Source organism: Luteimonas sp. WGS1318 (assembly GCF_043187535.1).
GTDB lineage: Bacteria > Pseudomonadota > Gammaproteobacteria > Xanthomonadales > Xanthomonadaceae > Luteimonas.
This window is the reverse complement of sequence record NZ_CP171131.1, coordinates 272547-295812: the sequence shown is the minus strand read 5'-3', so window position 1 is coordinate 295812 and position 23266 is coordinate 272547. Positions and strand designations below refer to the sequence as shown.

17 protein-coding genes are annotated in these 23266 nt (G+C 71.0%); 11 read left to right on the top strand and 6 right to left on the bottom strand.

Translation table 11 applies throughout. From position 1 onward, the window contains the following. The first annotated feature begins 1 nt into the window (after position 1). The gene (locus tag ACF3M1_RS01265; RefSeq protein WP_394003172.1) at positions 2-394 is read left to right on the top strand and encodes a response regulator; all 393 of its coding nucleotides are present in this window, start codon (positions 2-4) and stop codon (positions 392-394) included. A gap of 96 nt (positions 395-490) precedes the next feature. On the opposite strand, the gene ACF3M1_RS01260 is transcribed toward ACF3M1_RS01265, so the two are convergent. Both ACF3M1_RS01260 and ACF3M1_RS01255 read right to left on the bottom strand, forming a co-directional pair. Continuing rightward, entirely contained in the window at positions 491-2773 is a 2283-nt protein-coding gene (locus ACF3M1_RS01260; RefSeq protein ID WP_394003170.1) for an NADP-dependent malic enzyme, read from the bottom strand. Between the two features lie 102 nt (positions 2774-2875). Continuing rightward, positions 2876-4231, bottom strand: coding sequence for a dicarboxylate/amino acid:cation symporter (locus ACF3M1_RS01255; RefSeq protein WP_394003168.1), 1356 nt, complete (start codon positions 4229-4231; stop codon positions 2876-2878). Positions 4232-4485: 254 nt separating this feature from the next. Between ACF3M1_RS01255 and ACF3M1_RS01250 the strand changes: the two genes are divergently transcribed. The 3 genes from ACF3M1_RS01250 to ACF3M1_RS01240 are packed head-to-tail and all read left to right on the top strand — an operon-like array spanning position 4486 to position 10506. Beyond that, positions 4486-6621, top strand: coding sequence for a methyl-accepting chemotaxis protein (locus ACF3M1_RS01250; protein WP_394003166.1), 2136 nt, complete (start codon positions 4486-4488; stop codon positions 6619-6621). A 41-nt stretch (positions 6622-6662) separates the two neighbouring features. Next, entirely contained in the window at positions 6663-7826 is a 1164-nt protein-coding gene (locus ACF3M1_RS01245) for an OprO/OprP family phosphate-selective porin (protein WP_394003165.1), read from the top strand. A 34-nt stretch (positions 7827-7860) separates the two neighbouring features. Then, positions 7861-10506 carry a PAS-domain containing protein gene (locus tag ACF3M1_RS01240; RefSeq protein ID WP_394003163.1) on the top strand — a complete coding sequence of 882 codons (2646 nt, stop codon included), beginning with the start codon at positions 7861-7863 and terminating at the stop codon, positions 10504-10506. A gap of 231 nt (positions 10507-10737) precedes the next feature. On the opposite strand, the gene ACF3M1_RS01235 is transcribed toward ACF3M1_RS01240, so the two are convergent. Further along, entirely contained in the window at positions 10738-11376 is a 639-nt protein-coding gene (locus ACF3M1_RS01235) for a response regulator (protein ID WP_394003161.1), read from the bottom strand. Positions 11377-11466: 90 nt separating this feature from the next. On the opposite strand from ACF3M1_RS01235, the gene ACF3M1_RS01230 reads away from it, so the two are divergent. Beyond that, on the top strand, positions 11467-14613 hold the full coding sequence (locus tag ACF3M1_RS01230; RefSeq protein WP_394003160.1) for a diguanylate cyclase domain-containing protein: 3147 nt from the start codon (positions 11467-11469) through the stop codon (positions 14611-14613). A gap of 7 nt (positions 14614-14620) precedes the next feature. On the opposite strand, the gene ACF3M1_RS01225 is transcribed toward ACF3M1_RS01230, so the two are convergent. Both ACF3M1_RS01225 and rsgA read right to left on the bottom strand, forming a co-directional pair. Next, entirely contained in the window at positions 14621-15841 is a 1221-nt protein-coding gene (locus tag ACF3M1_RS01225; RefSeq protein WP_394003159.1) for a flavohemoglobin expression-modulating QEGLA motif protein, read from the bottom strand. Positions 15842-16466: 625 nt separating this feature from the next. Then, complete coding sequence (gene rsgA / locus ACF3M1_RS01220) at positions 16467-17621, bottom strand: ribosome small subunit-dependent GTPase A (RefSeq protein WP_394003157.1); 1155 nt, start codon at positions 17619-17621, stop codon at positions 16467-16469. A gap of 190 nt (positions 17622-17811) precedes the next feature. Here rsgA and ACF3M1_RS01215 point away from each other — a divergent pair, with 190 nt between their 5' ends. From ACF3M1_RS01215 to ACF3M1_RS01200, 4 genes are read left to right on the top strand one after another with little or no spacing between them, the layout of a single operon-like run. Beyond that, positions 17812-19080 (top strand): aminotransferase class I/II-fold pyridoxal phosphate-dependent enzyme, encoded by a 1269-nt coding sequence (locus tag ACF3M1_RS01215; protein ID WP_394003155.1) that lies wholly within the window; start codon positions 17812-17814, stop codon positions 19078-19080. Beyond that, entirely contained in the window at positions 19077-19691 is a 615-nt protein-coding gene (locus ACF3M1_RS01210; RefSeq protein ID WP_394003153.1) for an SGNH/GDSL hydrolase family protein, read from the top strand. Before ACF3M1_RS01215 ends, ACF3M1_RS01210 begins: the two co-directional genes overlap by 4 nt. Beyond that, complete coding sequence (locus ACF3M1_RS01205) at positions 19688-20404, top strand: methyltransferase domain-containing protein (RefSeq protein ID WP_394003151.1); 717 nt, start codon at positions 19688-19690, stop codon at positions 20402-20404. The genes ACF3M1_RS01210 and ACF3M1_RS01205 overlap by 4 nt, the downstream gene beginning before the upstream one ends. Continuing rightward, complete coding sequence (locus tag ACF3M1_RS01200; RefSeq protein WP_394003149.1) at positions 20401-20937, top strand: hypothetical protein; 537 nt, start codon at positions 20401-20403, stop codon at positions 20935-20937. The genes ACF3M1_RS01205 and ACF3M1_RS01200 overlap by 4 nt, the downstream gene beginning before the upstream one ends. Before the next feature lie 467 nt (positions 20938-21404). Here the strand turns inward: ACF3M1_RS01200 and ACF3M1_RS01195 are convergent, their stop codons facing one another. Next, positions 21405-22190: a polysaccharide deacetylase family protein gene (locus ACF3M1_RS01195; RefSeq protein WP_394005144.1), complete on the bottom strand. Its 786-nt coding sequence runs from the start codon at positions 22188-22190 to the stop codon at positions 21405-21407. 123 nt (positions 22191-22313) lie between these two features. Here ACF3M1_RS01195 and ACF3M1_RS01190 point away from each other — a divergent pair, with 123 nt between their 5' ends. After that, the gene (locus tag ACF3M1_RS01190) at positions 22314-22535 is read left to right on the top strand and encodes a hypothetical protein (protein ID WP_394003147.1); all 222 of its coding nucleotides are present in this window, start codon (positions 22314-22316) and stop codon (positions 22533-22535) included. A 420-nt stretch (positions 22536-22955) separates the two neighbouring features. Further along, the gene (locus ACF3M1_RS01185) at positions 22956-23228 is read left to right on the top strand and encodes a hypothetical protein (RefSeq protein ID WP_394003145.1); all 273 of its coding nucleotides are present in this window, start codon (positions 22956-22958) and stop codon (positions 23226-23228) included. The last annotated feature ends 38 nt before the right edge of the window (positions 23229-23266 follow it).

The window sequence follows — 23266 nt, the reverse complement described above, 5'->3', positions numbered from 1 at the left end:
CATGACCCAGGACGACACCCCGGCCCCGGATGGCCGCCTGCGCGTGCTGATCGTCGACGATTCGCGCGACGACGCCGAGCTGACCGAGCTGGCCCTGCTCGATGCGGGCATGGCGATCGACGTGCGCCTGGTGCACGGCGAGGCCGGGCTGTGCGAAGCGCTGCACGCGTTCGCGCCGCAGATCGTGCTGTCGGACGTCAACCTGCCCGGCTTTTCCGGCGCCGAGGCGCTGGAACTCACCCGGGCGCTGCGTCCGGGCGTGCCGGTGGTGTTCCTGACCGGCTCGGTGATGGGCCTGCCTGGCGAGGTACTGCCGGTCGGCGACGGCCTGGTCTACAAGGACGCGCTGGACCAGTTGCCGGACACGGTGCGCCAGGTGCTGCCGACGCTCTGAATCGCCGCACGCGCGGATGTCGCGTCTCGCTTTGCGTGACATGAAAAAGGCCGGTGCAGTGCACCGGCCTTTTTCGTGCGGACCTTCGCGCAGCGGTCAACCTTCGAGCTGGGCCTTGCGGATCTGCGCGTCGACCGCGGCGATCGCGGTCATGTTGATCACCCGGCGCGGCGTGGCCGACGGCGTGAGGATGTGGGCCGGCTTGTTGACGCCCATCAGGATCGGCCCGAGCGCGGCGCCGCCGGTCATCACCCGGATCATGTTGTAGGTGATGTTGGCCGCGTCCATGTTGGGGAACACGAACAGGTTGGCGCGGCCGCTGAGCGTGGTCTCGGGCAGCATGCGCCGGCGCAGGGTCTCGTCCCACGCGGTGTCGCCCATCATCTCGCCGTCGAATTCCAGCTTCGGCGCGCGGCGCACGAGGATCTCGCGCACCTCGCGCATCTTGCGGGCGCTCGGGTCGTCGTGGCTGCCGAAGTTGGAGTGCGACAACAGCGCGATCTTCGGCTCGATGCCGAACAGCTTCAGTCGGTAGGCGGCCTGGATGGTGCTCTCGGCGATCTGCTCGGCGGTCGGGTCGGGCTGCACGTGGGTGTCGACGAAGAACCACAGGCCCTGGTCGTTGACCACGCCGGTCATCGCCGAGGTGCTCTGCAGGCCCGGATCGAGACCGAGCACGCTGCGCACGTAGCCGAGCTTCTTGTGGAAGCGGCCGACGAGGCCGGTGATCATCGCGTCGGCCTCGCCGCGGTCGACCATGATCGCGGCGATCAGGCTGGGCCGCGAGCGCAGCAGGTTCTTGGCCGAATCCGGGGTGACGCCGCGGCGCGCGGTCATGGCGTGGTAGTGCTGCCAGTACTCGTTGAAGCGCGGGTCGTCGTTGATGTTGGTGAGTTCGAAATCGACGCCCGCGCGCAGGCGCAGGCCGAGGCGCTGGATGCGCATGTCGATGACGTCGGGCCGGCCGATGAGGATCGGCGTGGCCAGGCCCTCGTCGACGACGGTCTGCACCGCGCGCAGCACGATCTCTTCCTCGCCCTCGGCGTAGACCACGCGCTGGCGGTCGCCGCGGGCGCGGTCGTAGACCGGCTTCATGACCAGGCCGGTGCGGTGGATGAACTGGCCGAGCTTCTCGCGGTAGGGGCGCAGGTCGTCCATCGGCCGCAGCGCGACGCCCGAATCCATCGCCGCCTGGGCGACGGCCGGCGCGACGATGGTCAACAGGCGCGGGTCGAACGGACGCGGAATGATGTAGTCGCGGCCGAAGCTCGGGATCTCCTCGCCGTAGGCACTGCCCAGATCGCTCGCTTCTTCCTTGGCCAGCTGGGCGATCGCATGCACGCAGGCGAGCTTCATCGCCTCGTTGATGCCGGTGGCGCCGACGTCGAGCGCGCCGCGGAAGATGTAGGGGAAGCAGACCGCGTTGTTGACCTGGTTGGGGTAGTCCGAGCGGCCGGTGGCGATGATCGCGTCGGGGCGCACGCGCTTGGCCTCCTCCGGCATGATTTCCGGATAGGGATTGGCCAGCGCCAGGATCACCGGGTTGGGCGCCATGGTGGCGACCATGTCGGCCGTGAGGATGCCGCCGGCCGACAGGCCGAGGAACACGTCGGCGCCGGCGACGATCTCGGCCAGCGTGCGCGCGGGCGTGTCGCGCGCGTAGCGGGCCTTGGCCTCGTCGAGATCGGTGCGGCCGCTGTGGATCACGCCGTCGCGGTCGAAGGCCAGGATGTTCTCGGGGCGCAGGCCCAGGGCCACCAGCATGTCGAGGCAGGCGATGCCCGCGGCGCCCGCGCCGGTGGTGGCGAACTTGACGTCCTCGATGCGCTTGCCGGCGATCTCGAGCGCGTTGACGATCGCCGCGCCGACGATGATCGCGGTGCCGTGCTGGTCGTCGTGGAACACCGGGATCTTCATCCGCTCGCGCAGCTTGCGCTCGACGATGAAGCACTCCGGCGCCTTGATGTCCTCGAGATTGATGCCGCCGAAGGTCGGCTCGAGGCTGGCGATGATGTCGACCAGTTTGTCGGGATCGGTCTCGTCGACTTCGATGTCGAACACGTCGATGCCGGCGAACTTCTTGAACAGCACGCCCTTGCCTTCCATCACCGGCTTGCCGGCCAGCGCGCCGATGTTGCCCAGGCCCAGCACCGCGGTGCCGTTGGAGATCACCGCGACAAGATTGCCGCGCGCGGTGAGCTCGCTGGCCATGTTGGGGTCGCGGACGATCTCCTCGCAGGCGAAGGCCACGCCCGGCGAATACGCCAGCGCCAGATCGCGCTGGGTCAGCATCGGCTTGGTCGCGCTGACGGTGATCTTGCCCGGCGGCGACGAACGGTGATAGTCGAGGGCGGCCTGGCGGAATTCGTCGTTGGACATCGGCGGGGAGTCTGCTCTGGAAAAAATGGCGCGGGACAGGATTCTAACCCTGCGCCCGCGTCGGGGCCGGACGCGGGCGGATGGTCGGGCGGCCCGATGTGCTCAGTCGAGGGCGAGCACGCCGCGATCGCCGGGGCCTGCGGCGGGATCGGGTGCCGCCAGTACGGGGGCCGGCCGGCCGTCGAGCGCCGCGGCCAGCGCGTCGCGGTCGAGCGCGCCTTCCCAGCGCGAGACGACGACCGTGGCCACGGCATTGCCGATGAAGTTGGTGATCGAGCGGCACTCGCTCATGAAGCGGTCGATGCCGAGGATCAGCGCCATGCCGGCGACCGGCACCGTCGGCACCACCGACAGCGTGGCGGCGAGCGTGATGAAGCCTGCACCGGTGACGCCCGCCGCGCCCTTGGAACTGAGCATCGCGACCAGCAGCAGCGTGACCTGCTGCCACAGCGTGAGTTCGGTGTTGGTCGCCTGGGCGATGAACAGCGCGGCCAGCGTCATGTAGAGATTGGTGCCGTCGAGGTTGAACGAATAACCGGTCGGCACGACCAGGCCGACGACCGACTTCTGGCAGCCGGCTTTTTCCATCTTCTCCATCAGCGACGGCAGCGCGGACTCCGACGACGACGTGCCCAGCACCAGCAGCAGTTCGGCCTTCAGATAGCGGATCAGCTTGAAGATCGAAAACCCGCAGGCGCGCGACACCGCGCCCAGGATCACGATGACGAACAGCGCGGCGCTGACGTAGAACGTGCCGACCAGCCACGCCAGGTTCGCCAGCGACGCCAGCCCGTACTTGCCGATGGTGAAAGCGATCGCGCCGAACGCGCCGATCGGCGCGGCCTTCATCAGGATGTGCACCAGCTTGAACACCGGCACGGTCAGCGATTCGAGAAACGCGAGGACCGGCTTGCCGGTCTCGCCCACCAGCGCCAGCGCGATGCCGAACAGCACCGCGATGAAGAGCACCTGCAGGATGTTGCCGTCGACGAATGCGCCGACCAGGGTGCCGGGAATGATGTCGAGCAGGAAGCCGGTGAGCGTCATCTCGTGCGATTTCTGCACGTAGCCCTCGACCGCGGCGGTGTCGAGCGAGGCCGGATCGATGTTCATGCCCACGCCCGGCTGCACGATGTGCGCGACCACCATGCCGATCACCAGCGCCAGCGTGGAGAAGAACAGGAAGTAGGCCATCGACTTGGCGAACACCCGGCCCACCGTGCGCAGCTGGGTCATGCCGGCGATGCCGGTGACGATGGTCAAAAAGATCACCGGCGCGATGATCATCTTGACCAGCTTGATGAAGGCATCGCCGAGCGGCTTGAGCTGTTCGGCGAACGCGGGTTCGACGTGCCCGAGCAGCGCGCCGAGCGCGATCGCGATCAACACCTGTGCGTAGAGCTGGCGATACCAGGGCAGCCGCGGCGCGGCCGGAACATTGGACGGAATGGCGTGCATGGCGACGTGTCCGGTGGGCGCCTTGCCGCGGATGCGGAGGCTTGGCGACGCGTTTGTACGCCTGTGTTGCGTCGCCGCCGATAGCCCGTTGGTGTTAATGCGCACGTGGGCTAATGCCTTCGAGTTAGACAGGCACTGGCGCATGCGTTCGATGCCTAGACTGCGCCGAGCCCCATCAGCGGCGTTCAGATTTCCGCACTTCAGCGCCCGCGGCTTGCGCCGATATCACACATCCTTCACGACGTTGCGCCGCCATGAATCTGCTCACGCCTCTCCATCGCCGTCTCGCGGATCTGCCCGTCGCGAAGAAGTTCGTCCTGCTGTGCGCGGTGCTCGCGCTGGGCATTCTCGGCCTGGCCGTTTCCGCCGCGCGGCTGCAGTACCTGGAACTGGTGGATGCGCGCAAGCAGAGCGTGAAGATCCAGATCGATACCGGCCTGAGCGTCGTCGAGCATTACGCCGCCAAAGCCCGCAGCGGCGAGCTGACGACGGAACAGGCCCAGGCGCTGGCGCTCGGCGCACTCGGCGCGATCCGCACCAACGACGGCACCGACTACTACTTCGTCGTGGATCCGCAGTTGCACATCGTCATGCATCCCAGCCGCGCCACGGGAACCGACATGCGTGACTACCAGAGCGACGCGGGCCAGTACGTCTACCGCGACATCCTGGAGACGGTGACCGCAGGCGACGGGTTCTCGACCTACCACGCACCGAAGCCGGGCCACGACGGCCAGTTCGAGAAGATCAGCTACGCCCAGACCTTCGAGGAGTGGGGCTGGATCGTGGCGATGGGCGTGTACGCCGACGACATCCAGCAGCAGGCCCTGGCCTTCACCCGCCTGATGGCCTTGATCGGCGGCCTGGTGATGCTCGCGATGGCCGGCCTGTCGTGGCTGATCGGACGCGCCATCGTCACCCCGCTGCGCGCCGCCACGCAGACGGCCGAAGCGATCGCCGCGGGCCGCTTCGACAACGTGATCGAGGTCCGCTCGCGCGACGAGACCGGCCAGCTGATGGCGAGCATGCGCCAGATGCAGGAGCAGCTGCAGCGCTTCAACCGCGAGATGGGCACGCTGATCGCGCTGCAGCAGGGCGAGAACATCGGCCACCGCATTCCCGAGGATTTCCCGGGTGATTACGGCGCGCTGGCGCGCGGCGTGAACACGGTGGTGTTCGAGCATCTGGACGCGATCGCCGACGCGATGGCGGTGATGGACGAGTACGGCCAGGGCGATCTGAGCCGCGACATGCGCCGCCTGCCGGGCCAGCGCGCGCGGCTGCACGAGGCGCTGGATGCGGTGAAGGCGAACATGGGTGCGGTCAACGGCGAGATCGCCCATCTGGCGGAAGCCGCTGCACGCGGCGATTTCAGCGCGCGCGGCGACCAGTCGCGTTACAGCTTCGCCTTCGCCGAGATGATCGAGGCGTTGAACCGCCTGATGCAGCAGGCCGACGGCGGCCTGTCGGATGTGGGCCGGATCATGGGCGCGATCGCCGACGGCGATCTGTCGCAGCGCGTGGACGCGCGTTACTACGGCGCATTCGGCCAGCTCGCCGACGATGCCAACCGCACCGTGGCGCAGCTGACCGACGTGGTGCGCGGCATCCAGCAGTCGGCGCTGTCGATCGACACCGCCGCGGGCGAGATCGCTGCCGGCAACGATGACCTCTCGCGCCGCACCGAAAGCCAGGCGGCCAATCTCGAGGAAACCGCGGCCTCGATGGAGGAGCTGACCTCCACCGTGCGCCAGAACGCCGACCACGCACGGCAGGCCAACGAACTGGCGCGCAGCGCGGCCGAGGTCGCAGGCGAAGGCGGGCGCGCGGTCGAGCAGGTGGTCGCCACGATGGCCTCGATCGATGCCGCATCCGCACGCATCGGCGCGATCATCGGCGTGATCGACGGCATCGCGTTCCAGACCAACATCCTGGCCCTCAACGCCGCGGTGGAAGCCGCGCGCGCCGGCGAGCAGGGCCGTGGCTTCGCGGTCGTCGCCAGCGAGGTGCGCACGCTGGCGCAGCGTTCGGCCGAGGCCGCGCGCGAGATCAAGCAGCTGATCGGCGAATCGGTCTCGCGCGTGCGCGAGGGGTCGAGCCAGGTCGCGGTCGCCGGCAACACCATGGCGCAGGTGCTGACGTCGGTGGACCGGGTGACCGAGATCATGGCCGAGATCAGCGCCGCGTCGCAGGAACAGTCCTCCGGCATCGACCAGGTCAACCAGACGGTGATGCAGCTCGACGAAACCACCCAGCAGAACGCCGCGCTGGTGGAAGAAGCCACGGCCGCCGCGCGCAGCCTGGCCGACCAGGCCCAGCAGCTCACCCGCGCGGTGGCCACCTTCCGTCTGGCCGATACCGGCCGCCTTCCCGCCCCGGCGCGCGCCTGACGCGCGCCGCCTGTTCCGTCTTTTTCCAGGATTCCGTTCCAATGCGCCTGATTGCCTGTTGTGCCGCCCTGCTCGCCGCGTCCGCGCCGGCCCTCGCCTACGACATCGAGAACTGGCCCACAAAAACCAAACTCGCCGACGGCACCGAACTCGCGTTGACCGGCAACTTCGCCTGGGACACCGTGGATTTCAGCGGCGATCCGCGCCTGGTCGACGCCGACGGCATGCGCCGCCGCGAGTTCGGCGCGACGATCAAGAAGGCCGGCGTCTGGGATGCGATGGTCTATTTCGACTTCGAGTCCAAGGCCTGGCTCGACGTGTTCGTGCGCGTCGACAGCACGCACTTCTTCGACCGTGATCTCGGCAAGCTGCGCGTGGGCTACATGAAGGTGCCGGTCGGTCTGGAAGGCGTCACCAGCTCGCGCGCGGGCACGTTCATGGAACTGGCGGCACCGATCCAGGCGATCTACCAGGGCCGCCGCACCGGCGTGGAATGGACGCTCGAGCAGGACCGGGCGCTGTTCCAGCTCGGCGGCTACGGCGGCCAGGATCTGCAGGGCGACAACCCCGGCCAGACCTACGCCGCACGCGCCGCGTGGACGCCGCGCAAGGCCGCCGGCGACGTGCTGCACCTGGGCATCGCCGCCTCGCGCGAGAACCCGCAGGGCTGGACCGACGGCCGCGGCGTGCAGTTCGCGCCGACCGCGCGCCTGCGTACACGGCCGGGCTCGGGCCTGACCGATGTGCGCCTGATCGATTCGGGCAGCCTCGCGCCGGTCGGCCACATCCGCCGCACGGGCCTGGAAGGCATCTGGATCAAGGGGCCGGTCTCGCTGCAGTCCGAACTGCTGCGCGCCGACATCGCGCGTGACGACGGCCGGGCCGATTACCGCGCCGACGGCGGTTACCTGTCCGCGAGCTGGCTGCTGACCGGGGAAAGCCGCCCGTATTCGGCCGGCAACGTCGCCAATCCGAAGCCGGCGCACGGCTACGGCGCGGTCGAACTCGCCGCGCGCTACAGCACGCTCGATCTCGACGACGGCCCGGTGGGCGGTGGTCGCCAGCACGACTGGACCTTCGGCGCGAACTGGTACCTGACCTCGCACTTCAAGCTGCAGGCGAACTACGTGCGCGTCAACGCCACCCGCAACGGCGTGACCACCCGTCCGGACGCGGTCGAACTGCGCGCCCAGGTGCACTTCTGACCGGTCGCGGACGCCGCGCGCCTACACTGGCGTGATGCGACCCCGACCGCGCCTGCGCCGCCTGCTGCTGACCGTGCTGGTCGGCTGCGGCGGGCTGGTGCTGGTCGCCGGCCTGGGCTATCGCGAAGGTGGGCGCCGTGCGCTGGACGCGCAATCGGCGCAGGCGGCGCAACAGCTGGACCTGCAGGCGCAGGCGCTCAACCAACGCATCGAGCGCTACCGGGCCCTGCCCCAGGTGCTCGCCCTGGACCCCGACCTGCGCGCCGCCGTGGCCGCACCGGTCGATGCCGCCACCCGGGCGCGCCTCAACGCGCGCCTCGAAGACGCCAACCGCACCACGCGCGCCTCGACGCTGACGCTGATCGACGCCCGCGGCATCGCGATCGCCGCGAGCAACTGGCGCGACGCCACCAGCAACGTCGGCGAGAACTACGCGTTCCGACCCTATGTGCAGCAGGCGCTGCGCGACGGGCACGGGCGCTTCTACGGCATCGGTGTGACCACGTCGGTGCCCGGCTACTTCCTGTCCGAAGCCCTGCGCGACGACAGCGGCCGCGCGGTCGGCGTCATCGTGATCAAGATCGAGCTGGCCGCGATCGAGCGCACGTGGCCGGGCGACGGTGATCTGGTGCTGGCCAGCGATGCGCACGATGTGGTGTTTCTCGCCAGCCGTCCGGCGTGGCGCTATCGCGTGCTCACGCCGCTGGATGGCGCCGCGCGCCAGGAGCTCGTCGCGACCCGCCAGTACGAGGGCGAGCGGCTGCGCGCCTACGCGGGCGAGGTGCTGCGCCGCGCCGGCGCGCACGGCGCGGTGGTGCGCATCGAAATGCCGGCGATGCCCGGCCAGTGGCTGTGGCAGCGCGCGCCGGTGGCCGACACCGACTGGACCCTGCATCTGCTGCAGGACGCGGCGCCGATCGCGGCCGCGGGCCGTGAGTGGGCGACGATCGCCGGCGCGTCCTGGGCCGCGCTGGTCTTCCTGACCCTGTTCCTGCAGCAGCGCCTGCGCCTGGCCGCGCTGCGCCAGCGCAGCCGCGCCGAGCTGGAAACCCTGATCCGCCACCACGCCGAGGAACTGCGCAGCGCACAGGACGGCCTGGTGTCGGCCGCCCAGGAGGCCGACACCGGCCTGAGCCGGCGTCTGGCGCACCTGCCGCAGGGCGTGGTGATCATCGACGCGGACCTGCGCATCGTCGCGTGGAACGCGCGTTACATCGAGCTGTTCCGCTTTCCGCCGGACCTGGTGCAGGTGGGCACGTCGATCGAGGCGGTGTTCCGCTACAACGCACGGCGCGGCCTGCTCGGCCCGGGGCCGGTGGAGGACGCGATCCAGCGCCGGCTCGACCACCTGCGCAGCGGCCGCCCGCACATGCGCGAGAGCGAGAAGGACGACGGCACGGTGCTGGAGATCCGCGGCAATCCGTTGCCCGAGGGCGGCTTCGTCACCAGCTACGCCGACATCACCGCCTACGCGACCACCGCGCGCGACCTGCGCTCGCTGGCCGACGCGCTGGAGCAGCGCATCGTCGAGCGCACCGCGGACCTGGAACAGGCGCGCGCCGAGGCCGAAGCCGCGAACCGCTACAAGGGCCGCTTCGCCGCCGCCGCGGTGCACGACCTGCTGCAGCCGCTCAACGCCGCGCGGATGTTCGTCGCCGGCCTGCGCGCGCGGCTGTCGGGCGAGGACACGCGCACGCTGCTCGACAACATCGACGGTGCGCTGTCGGCGCAGGACGGCATCCTCGCCAGCCTGCTCGACCTGTCGCGCATGGAAACCGGCACGTTGAAGACCGACGTGCACGATCTCGCGCTGGGCCCGCTGCTCGAGGCGCTGGCGTGCGAGACCGGCGTGCTGGCACAGGCCCGCAGCCTGCGCTTCGACCACGTACCGACCACGGCCTGGGTGCGCAGCGACCCCACGCTGTTGCGCCGTCTGGTGCAGAACTTCCTGTCGAACGCGGTGCGCTACACCGCGCGCGGCCGCATCGTGCTCGGCGTGCGCCGCGACGGCGAGCGGCTGTGGATCGAGGTGCACGACACCGGCCCGGGCATTCCGCCGAACCGGCAGCGCGAGATCTTCGAAGAATTCCGCCGGCTCGACGACGGCGGCGCCGGCGACCGCGGCGCGGGCCTGGGGCTGGCGATCGTCGACCGCATCGCGCGCCTGCTCGGCCATCGCGTCGACCTGCGCTCGCGGCCCGGCAGCGGCAGCGTGTTCCGCGTGGCGGTGCCGCGCGCGCAGGCGCCGCTGCAGCCGCCGGTCGAGGCGACGCCGACGCCGGTGACGGCCGACGACGACACGCCGCTGCGCGGCTGCCGCGTCTGGGTGGTCGACGACGACGCGCAGGCCTGCGCCGCAATCCGGCAGCTGCTGGAGCGCTGGGACTGCGAGGTCGCATTCGCCGACGGCGCACCGGGCGCACTCGCCGCGGCGGTGCGCGGCGACACGCCGGACATCGTGCTGCTCGACGTGCACCTGGGCGATCCCCACGGCCCGGGCTTGTTCGACAGCCTGTGCGCGCGCTGGCATGCGGTGCCGCTGGCGATCCTGGTCGCCGGCGACGCCGACCCCGCGCTGCGTGCGCAGGCGCGTGACGCGGGCCAGGGATTCCTGTCGAAGCCGGTACGCGCACCCGCGTTACGTGCACTGATGACGCAGATGCGGTTGCGGGAGTATTGAGGGCCATCGCACGCCCAGGCGGAGGTCGAACACGCGATCGGCCGCCCGACGACGTCCGCACGTCATTTCGGCACACGCTGGAAAACGCGCTTCAACCGTCGAATGGCGGGTTATCCAGTTTGATTTCGAGGCTTTACGCGCACATCAAAATGGGCCCCAGCGTGACCAGACATGCGCCTGTTGAAAGCCGCTGGGGCGACGGGTCCGGGTGTCTCGCGATCGATCGGCCGGCTACGCCTCGTCTCCCCGCTCCAGCGCCTTGACCAGCACCGCGGCCTGGGTGCGGCTGGTGCATTCGAGCTTGCGCAGGATCGCGGTGACGTGGACCTTGACGGTGTTCTCGGCCAGGCCGAGCTGGTGCGCGATCTGCTTGTTGAGCAGGCCGTCGGCCAGCGCCATCAGCACCCGGAACTGCTGCGGCGTGAGCCGGGCCAGGCGCGCGGCGAGGCGCGCGTCGTCCTCCGAGCGCTCGGCGGTCAGCGGCGGAAACCAGCTGCCGCCGTCGAGCACCGCGGCCACCGCCTGACCGATCGATTCGGCCGGCGCGGACTTGGAGATGAAACCGGCGGCGCCGAACTGCTGCACCCGACGCACGGTGGGCGGATGGTCGTTGGACGAGATCACGACGACCGGCAGCTCCGGGCGCTCGCCGCGCAGCCAGACCAGCGACGACAGGCCGCGCGCGCCGGGCATCGCCAGGTCGAGCAACACCAGGTCGATGTCCGGATGGGCCTCGAGCGCCGGCGCGAGCGCCGAGGCGCTGGCGGCCTCGACCGCGCGCAGGTCGCCCAGCCCGTCGCGCAGCGCGTGCAGCACCGCGGCGCGCAGCAGCGGATGATCGTCGGCGACCAGGATCGTCGGAATCGTCATGGCGACAGTCTGGCATGGCCGCCGACCGCAGGACTGGCACGGTTCTGGCATGCACACTGGAACCCGGTCCTTTGAACCCCCGCCGTTCCCGTGCGCAGTCCGTCCGCCATCGCCGTCGCCACGCCCGGCCGCCTGCACCGCGGGCCGCTGTGCGCGGTGCTCGCGTTGCTGGGCACCGCGTGGATGCCGATCGCCGCCGCACAGGCGCCGGAGGTCATGCCGCAGCTGAGCCTTGAGATGTACGGGCTCGACGAGGGCCTGTCGCAGTTGACGGTCTCGGCGATGAGCGGCGACGACCAGGGCTTTCTGTGGGTGGCCACGCAGGACGGCCTGAACCGCTTCGACGGCCACCGCTTCCGCACCTACCGCCACCACGCCGAGCCCGGCGCGCCCGACCCGGGCCTGGCCAGCAGCAGCGTCGACAGCCTGGCGTTCGAGCCGGCGCGCTCACGGATGTGGCTGGGCACCAACGATTCCGGGCTGGAAGTCGTGCACCTGCCGACCTGGACCCATTACCGCCTGGGCCCGGCGCAGGGCCTGTCGCACGTGCGCGTGACCCAGCTGCTGCTCGACCCCGCCGGTGGCGCGTGGCTCGGCACCGAGACCGGCGTGGACCATGTCGACGCCGAAGTGGCGGGCGTGCGCCGCCTCGGTGCGACGGCCGAGGTGGTCGGCCTGGCCTGGTCGCAGGCGCGCCGCGAGCCGGTGGCGCTGGACGCGGCCTGCCGGCTGTGGGCGGCGACGGCCGAGACGCTGACGCCGCTGCCGGCCCTGGCCGGCGCGCGACGCTGCATGTCCCTGCAGAGCGGCCCCGAAGGCCTGTGGGTGCTCGCCGACACCGGCCTGCACCAGCTCGATACCGACGGCCGGCCGCAGCGGCACTGGACGCTGGCGAGCGCGGGCGCGGGCACCGGCCCGACGACGATGATCCGGCTCGACGACGGCCGCATCCTGGTCGGCTTCGGCAATGGCGACGTGCTCCATCTGCGCCCGGGCCAGGCGCAGCCGCAGCGCCTGCAGTTCGACCGGCCGCCGAGCAGCGCCATCACCCGCTTCCACCAGACCGCCAGCGGCGCGTGGTGGATCGGCACCTACACCTCGGGCCTGTACCGGGTGCGGCCGCTCGCGGCGGTGATCCGCTCGGATGCCGCCGGCACCGGCGCGATGGACGACTGGCCCAGCCACAGCGTGCGTGCGGTCTGGCGCGGCGGCGGCAGCGAGATGCTGATCGGCACCGACAGCGGGCTGCGCCGGCGCAGCCGCACGGGCGCGCCGTGGGTGGGCGTGGCGGCGCTCGAGGGCGTGTCCGTGCGCGCGGTGGTGCCCGCGGCCGACGAGGGCTGGTGGATCGGCACGCTGTCCGGCCTGTGGCGGCTGCACGCCGATGGTCGCGTGGCGCGGATCGACGGCCTGCGGGATTCGCGCATCGACGCCCTGCTGCGGGTCGACGACACGCTGTGGGTGGGCACGCGCGGCGGCCTCGAACACCTGCGCGCTGGCCGGGTGACCCCCGATCCGGCGCTCGACCCCCTGGCCGGCGACATGATCACCACGCTGGTGCGGGACATCGACGGCACGCTGCTGATCGGCAGCAACACACGCGGCCTGTGGCGACACCGCGACGGGCGCCTGGCGCGCATCGAGCCGTCCGGCGCCGGCCTGCATCCCTCGATCTGGGCGCTGCATCCCGACGCGACGGCCATCTGGGCCGGCAGCTTCGGCGCCGGCCTCTACCGCATCGACCGCGCGACCGGTGCCACCACCGCCTTCAGCGAGCGCGACGGGCTGACCAACAACGTGGTCTACCGCATCCTGCCCGACGCGATGGACCGGCTGTGGGTCAGCACGAACCTCGGGCTCAGCGTCTTCGACCCGGCCACCGGCATCGTGCAGAACATCGGCCGGCGCGACGGCCTGCACAACCAGGAATACAACAGCGGCGCGGCATTCGCCGATCCGGGCGGCCTGCTGTATTTCGGCGGCACCCAGGGCCTGGACGCGATCGCGCCGCTGCAGCTGCCGCGACGCAGCGCGCCGGCGCGGCCGGTGCTGACCGCGCTGCAGCTGCTGAGCCGGCCCAGTGACGCCGAGGCCCGCAGCAACAGCGAGACCGACATCGTCTATGCGCCGTCGATCACCCTCGACAGCGAGGACAGCGTGTTCACCATCGGCATGACCGCGATCGACTTCCTCGCGCCGGCCGCCGCCCAGGTGCGCTACCGGGTGCACGGGCTGCACAGCGGCTGGCTGTATCCGCACCAGGCGCGCGCCGAGATCTCGCTCAACCACCTGCCGGCCGGGCGCTACCGGCTCGAGGTGCAGGCGGCCGGGCGGGACGGCGAGTTCGGCCCGTCGCGCAGCCTGACCATCGACATGCCGCCGCCGCTGTGGCGGCATCCCGTCGCCTATGCGCTCTACGGGCTGGTCGCGCTGCTCGCCCTCGGCCTGGCGGTGGCCCGCACGCGCCAGGCGGTGCGCCGCGAGCGTGAGCAGGTCGACCTGCTCAACCGCACCGTCGCCGAGCGCACCGCGCAGCTGGAGCAGGCCAACCAGCAGCTGCAGCAGAGCAACGTCCAGCTCGACGCGGCCAACCGCCTCGACCCGCTGACCCACGTCGCCAATCGCCGCGAGCTGCAGGACTGGCTGGCGCGCGAGTCGGGCCGGGTGATCGAGCGCCTGGGCACGGGTGGCGGCGCCGAGACGTTGGTCTTCTTCATGCTCGACATCGATGCGTTCAAGCGCATCAACGACGGCCACGGGCACCAGGCCGGCGACGAAGTGCTGGTGCAGTTCGCCCAGCGGCTGCGCGCGCTGTGCCGCGAAGGCGACCTGCTGGTGCGCTGGGGCGGTGAGGAATTCGTGCTGGTCACCCGGCTCGGCGATGCCGAGGCCGCGTCGCGGCTGGCCGAACGCATCCGCGCGGCGGTGGCGGCCGAGCCGATGACGCTGAGCCACGGCGCAGCGCCGTCGATCACCTGCTCGATCGGCTTCGCGCCATGGCCGTTCTCGGCCGCGTGGCCGGCGCTCGGCGACTGGCAGCAGACCAGCGCACTTGCCGATCGCTGCCTCTACGCGGCGAAGGCGGCGGGTCGCAACGCCTGGGTGGGTGTGGTCCCCGGCACGGCGCCCGACCGCCAGCGCCTGCAGGCGCTGCTCGCCGGCGCCGACCCCCACACCCTCGGCGACAGCGTGCGCGTGCTGCATTCCGGTCGCGAGGCGCCGGTGTTCGGCCTCTGAGGCCGTGCTACAGCCGGTCGAGCCGGATGCGGTTGGCGAACAGCGAGAACGCGAGCATGCCGGCCACGCCGCCGGCGTGGGCCAGCCACGGCGGCAGCCAGCGCGGCGGCGCGATCACGCCGGCGTCGAACATCGGCGCGAAGCGCTGCACGTCGTCGAGCGTCATCTTGCCGGCGAACAACTGCCTGCACCGCGGCAGCGCGCGCTGGGCCAGCGACTGACGGAAGAAGGTGTGCACGTGGATCAGCCCGCGCAGGTAGACCGCGTCCTTGGTGAAGGCATGGCCGCCGGTCAGCGGCACGCCGCGGAACACGCGCTGGGCCGAGGCGAAGCTTTCGGCCGCGTCCTGGCCGGCGCCGTGGAAGACGTCGAACACTTCGAGGAAATCGGCCCCGGCCAGTGCCTGCGCGATGGCCTCGGTGCGCAGGCTGATGCGTTTCATGCGCGCGATGTCGATGTGCCCGGTGATCTGCTCGGCCAGCACCGCAAGACCTTCCTGGGTGCAGGTAGTGCGCGGCGAGGCCATCGCCAGGCTGGGCAGCACGGTCTGCGCGCGGCCGTTGAGCGCGGTCAGCGAATGCACGAAAGCCTCGTGCTGCAGCAGCTGGCCGCGGTCGTGGATCGAGTACAGGGCATCGGCGCGCAGACGCAGCCGGTAGGCACCGGCCGCGGCCTTGGCGATCATCCCGGCATCGAGTTCGACCGCGATCACGCGCTCGCCGAAGAACGCGTCCAGATCGTGCTGCAGCTGCGCCTGCAGCGTCGGCGCGTCGATGTCGGCCTCGGCGAGGAGACCGGGATCGAGTTCGTCGGCGATGCGGATGAAGTGCCGCGCCGCGTCGCAGGTGGTCGCGGCGCTGCCGGGCACGGGCACATCGGGGCGCCCGTAGAGCGCGATCGCATGCGCGGTGACCGCCGGCGTGCCGAGTGCTTCGAGCAGCTGCGCGGCGGTGTCCCAGGCCCGGGTGGACTCGAGCAGATAGGCGCCGAGCGGATGCGCCGGATCGGCGGCCGCGCCGATCGCGGCGAGCTCGCGGCGCGCGTCGCTGAAGTCGAGCGCGGGATACGTCACCTCGGGAAGCACACGGCGCCCGCCCTCGAACGCGGCGAGAAAGCGCTGCTGGACCGCCGGCGACCAGCTGGCAAGGCTCAGCAGGCGGACGCCGCGCGCGGCGGCGACCATGCGCGCATCGAGCGCGGCGTGGTGGGCGATGTCGGCGTCGGCCATCGGGGCTCCACGTGCGAAGCGCTCACGCTAGCCGATCGGCGCGCGCGCCTCCATCACCGCAGACGTGCCGGGATGCCGCACGAGCAGACGCGGCCTCGGCCGCGATCGGGCATGACTGACGCCCTGCCCGTCCGCGCATCGCGCGCGAGCGCGCTCCTACAGGGGCTGCTGCGCGTGCGCGGGTTGTCGCGTCGTGCCGACCCTTGCGTTGCGCACCTGTGTAGGAGCGGCCTCGGCCGCGAACCGGCGTTACCGACGCCCCATCCGTCCCACGTTCGCGCGCGAGCGCGCTCCTACAGATGTCGCCGCAGCTGCGCCGGTGTCGCGCGTCGTGCCGACCCTTGCGTTGCGCACCTGTGTAGGAGCGACCTCGGTCGCGAACCGGCGTGACCGACGTCCCATCCGTCCCGCGTTCGCGCGCGAGCGCGCTCCTACGGGGCCTGCTGCGTGTGCGCGGGTTGTCGCGTTGTGCCGACCTTGCGCTGCGCACCTGTGCAGGAGCGGCCTCGGCCGCGAACCGGCGTGACCGACGTCCTGGCCGCCCGCGCATCGCGCGCGAGCGCGCTCCTACAGGGGTGGTGCGCGCTTTGCGGAGCGCCCGGTGGTGGCCCGTCGGCCACGACGCTCAGGCGTCGCGGGTCCAGTCCGAACCGCGGCGCGCGGGTTTGATGCCCGGGCGGCCGCCGGACTTCGGGGCGGCACGTCCGCCCGGCTTGGCGGGCACCGGCGCGGTCTCGGCCTTGTGCGCCATGCGGTTGGCCAGTTGGCCGGCGGCACCAGCCAGTTCGTCACGCAGTTTCAGATAGCTGCCCACGCGGCCCGGCGACAGCGTGCCGGCCTCGACCGCCGCGCGCACCGCGCAGCCCGGCTCGGCGCCGTGCGTGCAGTCGCGGAAGCGGCATTCCGCCGCAACCGCCTCGACGTCGGCGAACCCGCCTTCGCCCAGGTCTTCCTCGCCGGTGGGCTTGAGTTCGCGCATGCCGGGCGTGTCGATCAGGCAGGCGCCCGACGGCAGCGGAATCAGCGCGCGATAGGTGGTCGTGTGCCGGCCGCGGTCGTCGGTCTCGCGCACCGCGGCGGTCTTCATGCGCTCGGTGCCGAGCAGGCTGTTGGTCAATGTCGACTTGCCCGCGCCCGAGCTGCCCACCAGCACCGCAGTCATGCCGGGGCCGAGCCAGCGGTGCAGCACCGCGGAGCTTTCCGGATCGCGCGCGTTCACGGGCACCACGGCGACGCCGAGGCCTGCGATCTCGGTCAACGCGGCGACCGCAGCGGCGATGTCGGCCTCGGGCTTGTCGGCCTTGGTCAGCACGATCACCGGCGTGCCGCCGCCTTGCACCAGCAGCAGATACCGTTCGATGCGCCGCGGATTGAAGTCCGCGTCGAGCCCGCAGACCACCAGCACGGTGTCGATGTTGGCGGCGATCAGCTGCTGCTTGTAATGCTCGCCTGCGGCTGCGCGCTTGATCGCGCTGCGCCGGGGCAGCATGACGACGATGCGCTTGCCGCCTTCCACCAGCACCCAGTCGCCGACCGCGGCGCGGTCTTCCGGCGCCATCGTGCCCTTGCGGTAGCCGCTGCGGCGCAGCCATTCGGGCGGCGATTCCACCGCGAACGCCTCGCCGGGCGCACCGGCGACGAGGTACCCGGAGCGGTGCTGTTCGACCACCCGCATCGGCTGCGTGCCGGGATGCGCGGCCAGCGTCTCGGCCCAGGCGCCCGACGGCGCGCCGTCGAAGGGCCAGCCGATCGCGCGCAGCGCGGGGTCGGGCAGGCTCAAACAGGGAGGCGGGCGATCGTCATGGGCGCGATTCTACGAGCCCGGCGCGGCCAGCGGTCATCCGGGGGCTCATCGGCGCACGCGCGCCGGCGCCAGGCGGTCCCGGGCGACGCGAGCGCGCGCCTGCCGGTGGCGTGGCCACGCGGATTTTCCGCTAGCATCGCGCGACAGACCCGCGCGAGCGCCCCCGATGTCCGCCCCCCTGAAGACCCGTGAACGCCTGTCCGAAGTCCGCTACGAGATCCGCGGCGAACTGGCCCGGCGGGCGCGGGACCTCGAGGCGCAGGGGCGCACGCTGATCAAGCTCAACATCGGCAATCCGGGTGCGTTCGGATTCCGCGCGCCCGAGCATCTGCAGCGCGCGATCGCCGACCACATCCACGCCACCGATCCCTACACCCACCAGCAGGGCCTGCCGGTCGCGCGCGAGGCGATCGCCGCGCACCACGCCGCGCGCGGCGCGCAGGCTGTGTCGGCCGAGCGGGTGTTCGTCGGCAACGGGGTCAGCGAGCTGATCGACATCGCGCTGCGCGCGCTGCTCAATCCCGGCGACGAGGTGCTGGTGCCCTCGCCCGACTATCCGCTGTGGTCGGCGGCGACGATCCTCAACGACGGTCGCCCGGTGTTCTACCAGTGCCGGGCCGGCGACGGCTTCCTGCCCGATCCCGACGAACTCGAAGCGCTGGTCTCGTCGCGCACGCGCGCGATCGTGCTGATCAACCCGAACAATCCGACCGGTGCGGTGTACCCGCGCGCGCTGCTCGAGCGCATCGTCGCGATCGCCGCCAAGCACGAGCTGCTGCTGCTGTGCGACGAGATCTACGACGGCATCACCTACGACGACGCGCCGTTCGAACCGATCGCGCCGATCGCCGGCGACGTGCCCTGCGTGTCGTTCGGCGGCCTGTCGAAGGTGCACCGCGCCTGCGGCTGGCGCGTGGGCTGGGCGGTGCTGTCGGGCAGTGAGCCGCGCAGCCGCGATTTCCGCAACGCGATGGACCTGCTGGGCGCGCTGCGCCTGTGCGCGAACGTGCCGGGCCAGTTCGCGATCGAGGCCGCGCTGAGCGGCGTCGACACGATCACGCCGCTGTGCCAGCCGGGCGGCCGCCTGTACGAGGCACGACGCGCCGTGGTCGAGGCCTGCGCGGCGAGCCGGTATCTCACCCTCAACACGCCGGCCGGTGCGCTGTATGCGTTTCCCGGCATCGCCGAAGAATTCGCGGGCGGCTTCGACGACCATGCGTTCGCACTGGACCTGATGGAGAGCGAGGGCGTGCTCGTGGTGCCCGGCAACAGCTTCAACGTGCCCTACCGCAACCATTTCCGCGTGACCCTGCTGCCCGAACCCGCGCAGCTGCGCGAGGTCTTCGCGCGCATCGAACGCGTGCTCGACCGGCGCATCGGCGATGCGCGCAAGGTCGTGCCGCTGGCGCCGCGGCAGGCGCGTTCCGCACGATGACGGCGCATTACCTCGCGCTCGGCGACAGCTACACGATCGGCGAGGGCATCGCGCCCGAGGCCCGCTGGCCGGTGCGCCTGGCCGACGCGCTGCGCAGTGAGGGCATCGCGATCGATGCGCCGCGGATCGTCGCGACCACCGGCTGGACCACCGACGAACTCGACGCGGCGATCGACGCCGCCGCACTGCGTCCTCCGTTCGACCTGGTGAGCCTGCTGATCGGCGTCAACGACCAGTACCGGGGACGTGACGTCGCGGCCTACGCGCCCGCGTTCGAGGCGCTGCTCAGGCGCGCGATCGGCTTTGCCGGCAGTGACCCGGCGCGTGTGTTCGTGCTCGCGATTCCCGACTGGGGCGTGACCCCGTTCGGCGCGCACTCCGGCCGCGATGTTGTCGCAATTGCCCGCGAACTCGACGCCTACAACGCCGCCGCGGCGGCGATCTGCGCCGCGCACGGCGTCGCGTTCGTCGACATCGCGCCGGTCAGCCGCGCGCGTGGCGGCGAGACCGACATGCTCGCCGACGACGGCCTGCATCCCTCGGCGGCGCTGCATGCGGCGTGGACGCGGCTGGCGCTGCCGGTCGCCCGCGCCGTATTGTCTCGGGCATGAATACGACCGCCCACGACACCGCCCCGCTCGCCACCAGCCCGTTTCCGCGCGAGGACGCCCGCAGCATCGCGCGCGCATTCCTGCCGAAACACGTGCTCGGCAACCGCTACGACTACTACTACACGCTGACCAAGCTGCGCACCGACCCGCTGTATCCGGGCGTGCTGCAGGCGCTGCGCCCGACCACCGCGCCGGTGCTCGATCTGGGCTGCGGCCTGGGCCTGCTGGCGCACGCGCTGCGCGCCGACGGCCAGGCGCTGCCGTTCTACGGCGTCGACATCGACGCGGCGAAGATCCGCCGCGGCCGCGAGGTCGCCGCGCGCACCGGGCTGGCCGACGTGCGTTTCGACGTGCTCGACCTCGGCGCCGGCATGCCCGACCACCGCGGCAGCGTGGCGATCCTCGACGTGCTGCAGTACCTCTCGCACGAACGCCAGCACGCACTGCTCGCCGGCGTGTTGTCGATGCTGACGCCCGGCGCGCGCCTGGTGATCCGCAGCGGCCTGGCCGACGATTCGACCCGCAGCCGCACCACCCGCATCACCGACCGCATCGCCAACCTCGCCGGCTGGATGCAGGAGCGCGCCAAGTGCTACCCGACCGCCGACGGCCTGCGCGCGCAGCTCGAAGGCGCGGGCCTGCGCACGACGATCCGCCCGCTGTATGGCGACACGCCGTTCAACAACTGGCTGATCGTGGGCGAGCGCACGTGACCGCCCGCGACGGCCTGCCCGATGCGCCGATGCTGGCGCTGGACGATCCGTCGTGGACCACGCTCACCTGCGCCGGTGGCAGCGCGCGCGGTATTCCCGCGCTGCTGGCCCAGCTCGACGGCGCGCACGAGGACGGCTGGCAGAGCGAACCCTGGCGTTCGCTGTGGGCTGCGTTGTGCGACGAGGGCCGCGTGCATCCGGCCTCGTTCGCCGCGGTGCCGCACATCGTCGCCGCGCTGGCCGAAGCGCCGGAGCGGGCGACGCCCAGCCATTTCGTGCTGCCCGCGAGCATCGAGCTCGCGCGCGCACTGCACGATGCCGAGATTCCCGACGCGCTGATCGACGGCTACGTCACCGCGCTCGCGCGCCTGCCGCTGCTCGCGGGCCTGGTCGCGACCCCGGACTGGAACGAAACGCTGTGCGCCGCCGCGCTGGCCGCGACCGCGGCATCGACCGGCCAGCATGCGCTGGCCGAACTGCTGCTCGAAGCCGACGACGTCCAGTCGGTGCTGGCGTACCTGCGGACCGCCTGAGGGTCGAGCGCGGGCGTACCCGTCTCTAAGGACACGGGTACGCGCTCCTGCAGGTCGGGCGTAATGCGCGTGTGCGGTGTCCGGTACGCCGTCCCTGTAGGCGTGGCCTCGGCCCCGATTGCCATACGTCTCCGGACCTTCACCGCCTACCGTTCGCGCGCAAGCGCGCTCCTACAGGTGCCGCGCAGTGCGCGCTTGTGCGATGGCCTGTCCGTTGCCTCTGTAGGAGCGGCCTTGGCCGCGATTGCCGCAGTCCTGCGGGTTTCAAACCGCTCCGCGTTCGCGCGCGAGCGCGCTCCTACAGGTCACGCGCGATGCGCGTTCGTGCACTCTTCTGTCCGTTGTTCCTGTAGGAGCGGCCTTGGCCGCGATTGCCGCAGTCCTGCGGGTGTCAAACCGCCCGGCGTTCGCCCGCCAGCGCGCGCCTGCAGGCAACGCACGCCATGGGCGGCGGCACGGCTCGCGGCCTATGCCTGTCCGGGGCCGTCCATGGGCATGATCGCGCGCAACTGCTTCGCGCGCAGGCAGGCCAGCACGCCGTCGAGCATGGCGAGATTGCGGCCGTGCTTCGCCCCTTCGTGCAGCAGCACGATCGCGCCGGGCGCGAGGTCGGCATCGATCCGCGCGACGACCGTTTCCACATCCGTTTCCACCGCGTCGAAACCGCGCGCGCTCCAGCCCACGCGGGCGAGCCCGGCGTCGCGCAACGGCGCATGCACGAACGGATTGGTATGGCCGACAACCGAGCGGAACCACACGGGCGCACGCCCGGCGATCCGGGTCAGCGTGGCCTGGGCCTCGTCGATCTCGCGCCGCATCCGCGCCGGCCCCAGCGCCCAGAAGCGCGCCTGCGGATGGGTCTGGCTGTGATTGCCGATGCCATGGCCACGCGCGACGATCTCGCGCACCAGTTCCGGCCGCGCCGCGGCGCGTTCACCGACGAGAAAGAACGTGGCCTTGGCGCCATGCGCATCGAGCAGGTCCAATACCGCCCGGGTGTCGTCTGACGGGCCGTCGTCAATGGTCAGCCACACCCCGTCGTCCGGCAGCCGCGTCAGCACGGGCCCGTACAGCCGCGACGACGGCGCGAGCACGCCCCACAGGCACAACGCGTGGCTGGCCAGCAGCAACGGCAGCCCGACCTGCCAGCCCAGCCACCCCCACAGCAGCGCGATCACGACCTGCGACGCCGCCAACAGCGGCAGCCAGAGATGGGGATGGCGGGGCGGACGATGCGACGACATGGCGCGCATGATGCCACCGCTTCGCGCGCCTCTTGCCCGGCGCGCCTGCGGGATCACGCGCTGAGCGGCCGTTGTCGACTTCCGGCGCGGCTCAGTCCCGGACTGCAGAGGCGGCGCCGGCCCAGGCCATCCATGTCCCGTCTGTTCCCCTTCTGCTCACTTCTTCTGCTGCTTTGCCCGCTCCGGCTGTATCTCGACGTCGACCTGGACGCCTTCGCGGTCAACGCACGGCGATCCGCGCTGTCGAACACGCGACCGATCGACAGGCGCGTCGACACCGGTTTCATCGAGAGCACCTCGGCGCATTCGCTCCGGCGTATGCGCCGCCCGGGACCCGCGCGCTTCCCGATATGACCGGACATTGATTTTTGCCCGACTCCGGCCATTGCCGCTGCCAGCGCCTTGGGGTTTTGTGTTCGGCCCTTGCTTTCCCGAGCAATTCAGCGCGCCGAGCATCTGAGTCCGACGTGGCCGAAGGCTGCATATCCGAGCGCAGCGATTTCGGGCAGCGTTACCGTTAAAGCGACAATGTGCGGCGTCGGGCGGGACGCGGGTCTGCTTTTCTCCCACCCTTCCCGTTGTCTGCACCTTTGCTTTTCTGCATTGCGCCTCTCGCCTCTCGCCTTTTGGCTTCGGCTTCGGCTTTGGCTTTGAGTTTGGCTTTGGCTTTGGCTTTGGCTTTGGCTTTGGGTTTGGCTTGGGCTGTGGCTGTGGCTGTGGCTGTCAGCGTTTGACGTGTCGAGCCGTAAAGCGAGCCGAGCACCGGAGCCTGGCGTGGCCGAAGAGCAGCCCATGTCTGAGCGAAGCGAGTTTGGGCTGCGTGCCGCGTCAGGCGAGGAGCACAGGGGACCGGCGCGGCGCAGCCGCGTCGGCTCGCGTCCGGCGATGGCGGTTTTGCTTACTTTTGACAAGACAAAAGTAAGCCGCGCGAACAGCGCGGAAGCTCTGTTCTTCGCGAAGCATTGGAATCGGGCGCCAGCCGTGAACGAAGCGAAGCAACGCAAGTGCACGGCTTTCGCCCGCTTGCGCGTGCGAGTCCCTTTTTGAAGGACCAAAAAGGAAGCAAAAAGTCCCTTCGCCGGACG

What these genes read in the sequence shown, in the direction of transcription:
- ACF3M1_RS01245 (WP_394003165.1), top strand. Translation starts at nt 6,663, where the DNA reads ATGCGCCTGATTGCCTGTTGTGCCGCCCTGCTCGCCGCGTCCGCGCCG.
- ACF3M1_RS01240 (WP_394003163.1), top strand. Translation starts at nt 7,861, where the DNA reads ATGCGACCCCGACCGCGCCTGCGCCGCCTGCTGCTGACCGTGCTGGTC.
- ACF3M1_RS01210 (WP_394003153.1), top strand. Translation starts at nt 19,077, where the DNA reads ATGACGGCGCATTACCTCGCGCTCGGCGACAGCTACACGATCGGCGAG.
- ACF3M1_RS01205 (WP_394003151.1), top strand. Translation starts at nt 19,688, where the DNA reads ATGAATACGACCGCCCACGACACCGCCCCGCTCGCCACCAGCCCGTTT.
- ACF3M1_RS01260 (WP_394003170.1), bottom strand. Translation starts at nt 2,773, where the DNA reads ATGTCCAACGACGAATTCCGCCAGGCCGCCCTCGACTATCACCGTTCG.
- ACF3M1_RS01255 (WP_394003168.1), bottom strand. Translation starts at nt 4,231, where the DNA reads ATGCACGCCATTCCGTCCAATGTTCCGGCCGCGCCGCGGCTGCCCTGG.
- ACF3M1_RS01235 (WP_394003161.1), bottom strand. Translation starts at nt 11,376, where the DNA reads ATGACGATTCCGACGATCCTGGTCGCCGACGATCATCCGCTGCTGCGC.
- ACF3M1_RS01215 (WP_394003155.1), top strand. Translation starts at nt 17,812, where the DNA reads ATGTCCGCCCCCCTGAAGACCCGTGAACGCCTGTCCGAAGTCCGCTAC.
- ACF3M1_RS01225 (WP_394003159.1), bottom strand. Translation starts at nt 15,841, where the DNA reads ATGGCCGACGCCGACATCGCCCACCACGCCGCGCTCGATGCGCGCATG.
- ACF3M1_RS01250 (WP_394003166.1), top strand. Translation starts at nt 4,486, where the DNA reads ATGAATCTGCTCACGCCTCTCCATCGCCGTCTCGCGGATCTGCCCGTC.
- ACF3M1_RS01265 (WP_394003172.1), top strand. Translation starts at nt 2, where the DNA reads ATGACCCAGGACGACACCCCGGCCCCGGATGGCCGCCTGCGCGTGCTG.
- ACF3M1_RS01195 (WP_394005144.1), bottom strand. Translation starts at nt 22,190, where the DNA reads ATGCGCGCCATGTCGTCGCATCGTCCGCCCCGCCATCCCCATCTCTGG.
- ACF3M1_RS01190 (WP_394003147.1), top strand. Translation starts at nt 22,314, where the DNA reads ATGTCCCGTCTGTTCCCCTTCTGCTCACTTCTTCTGCTGCTTTGCCCG.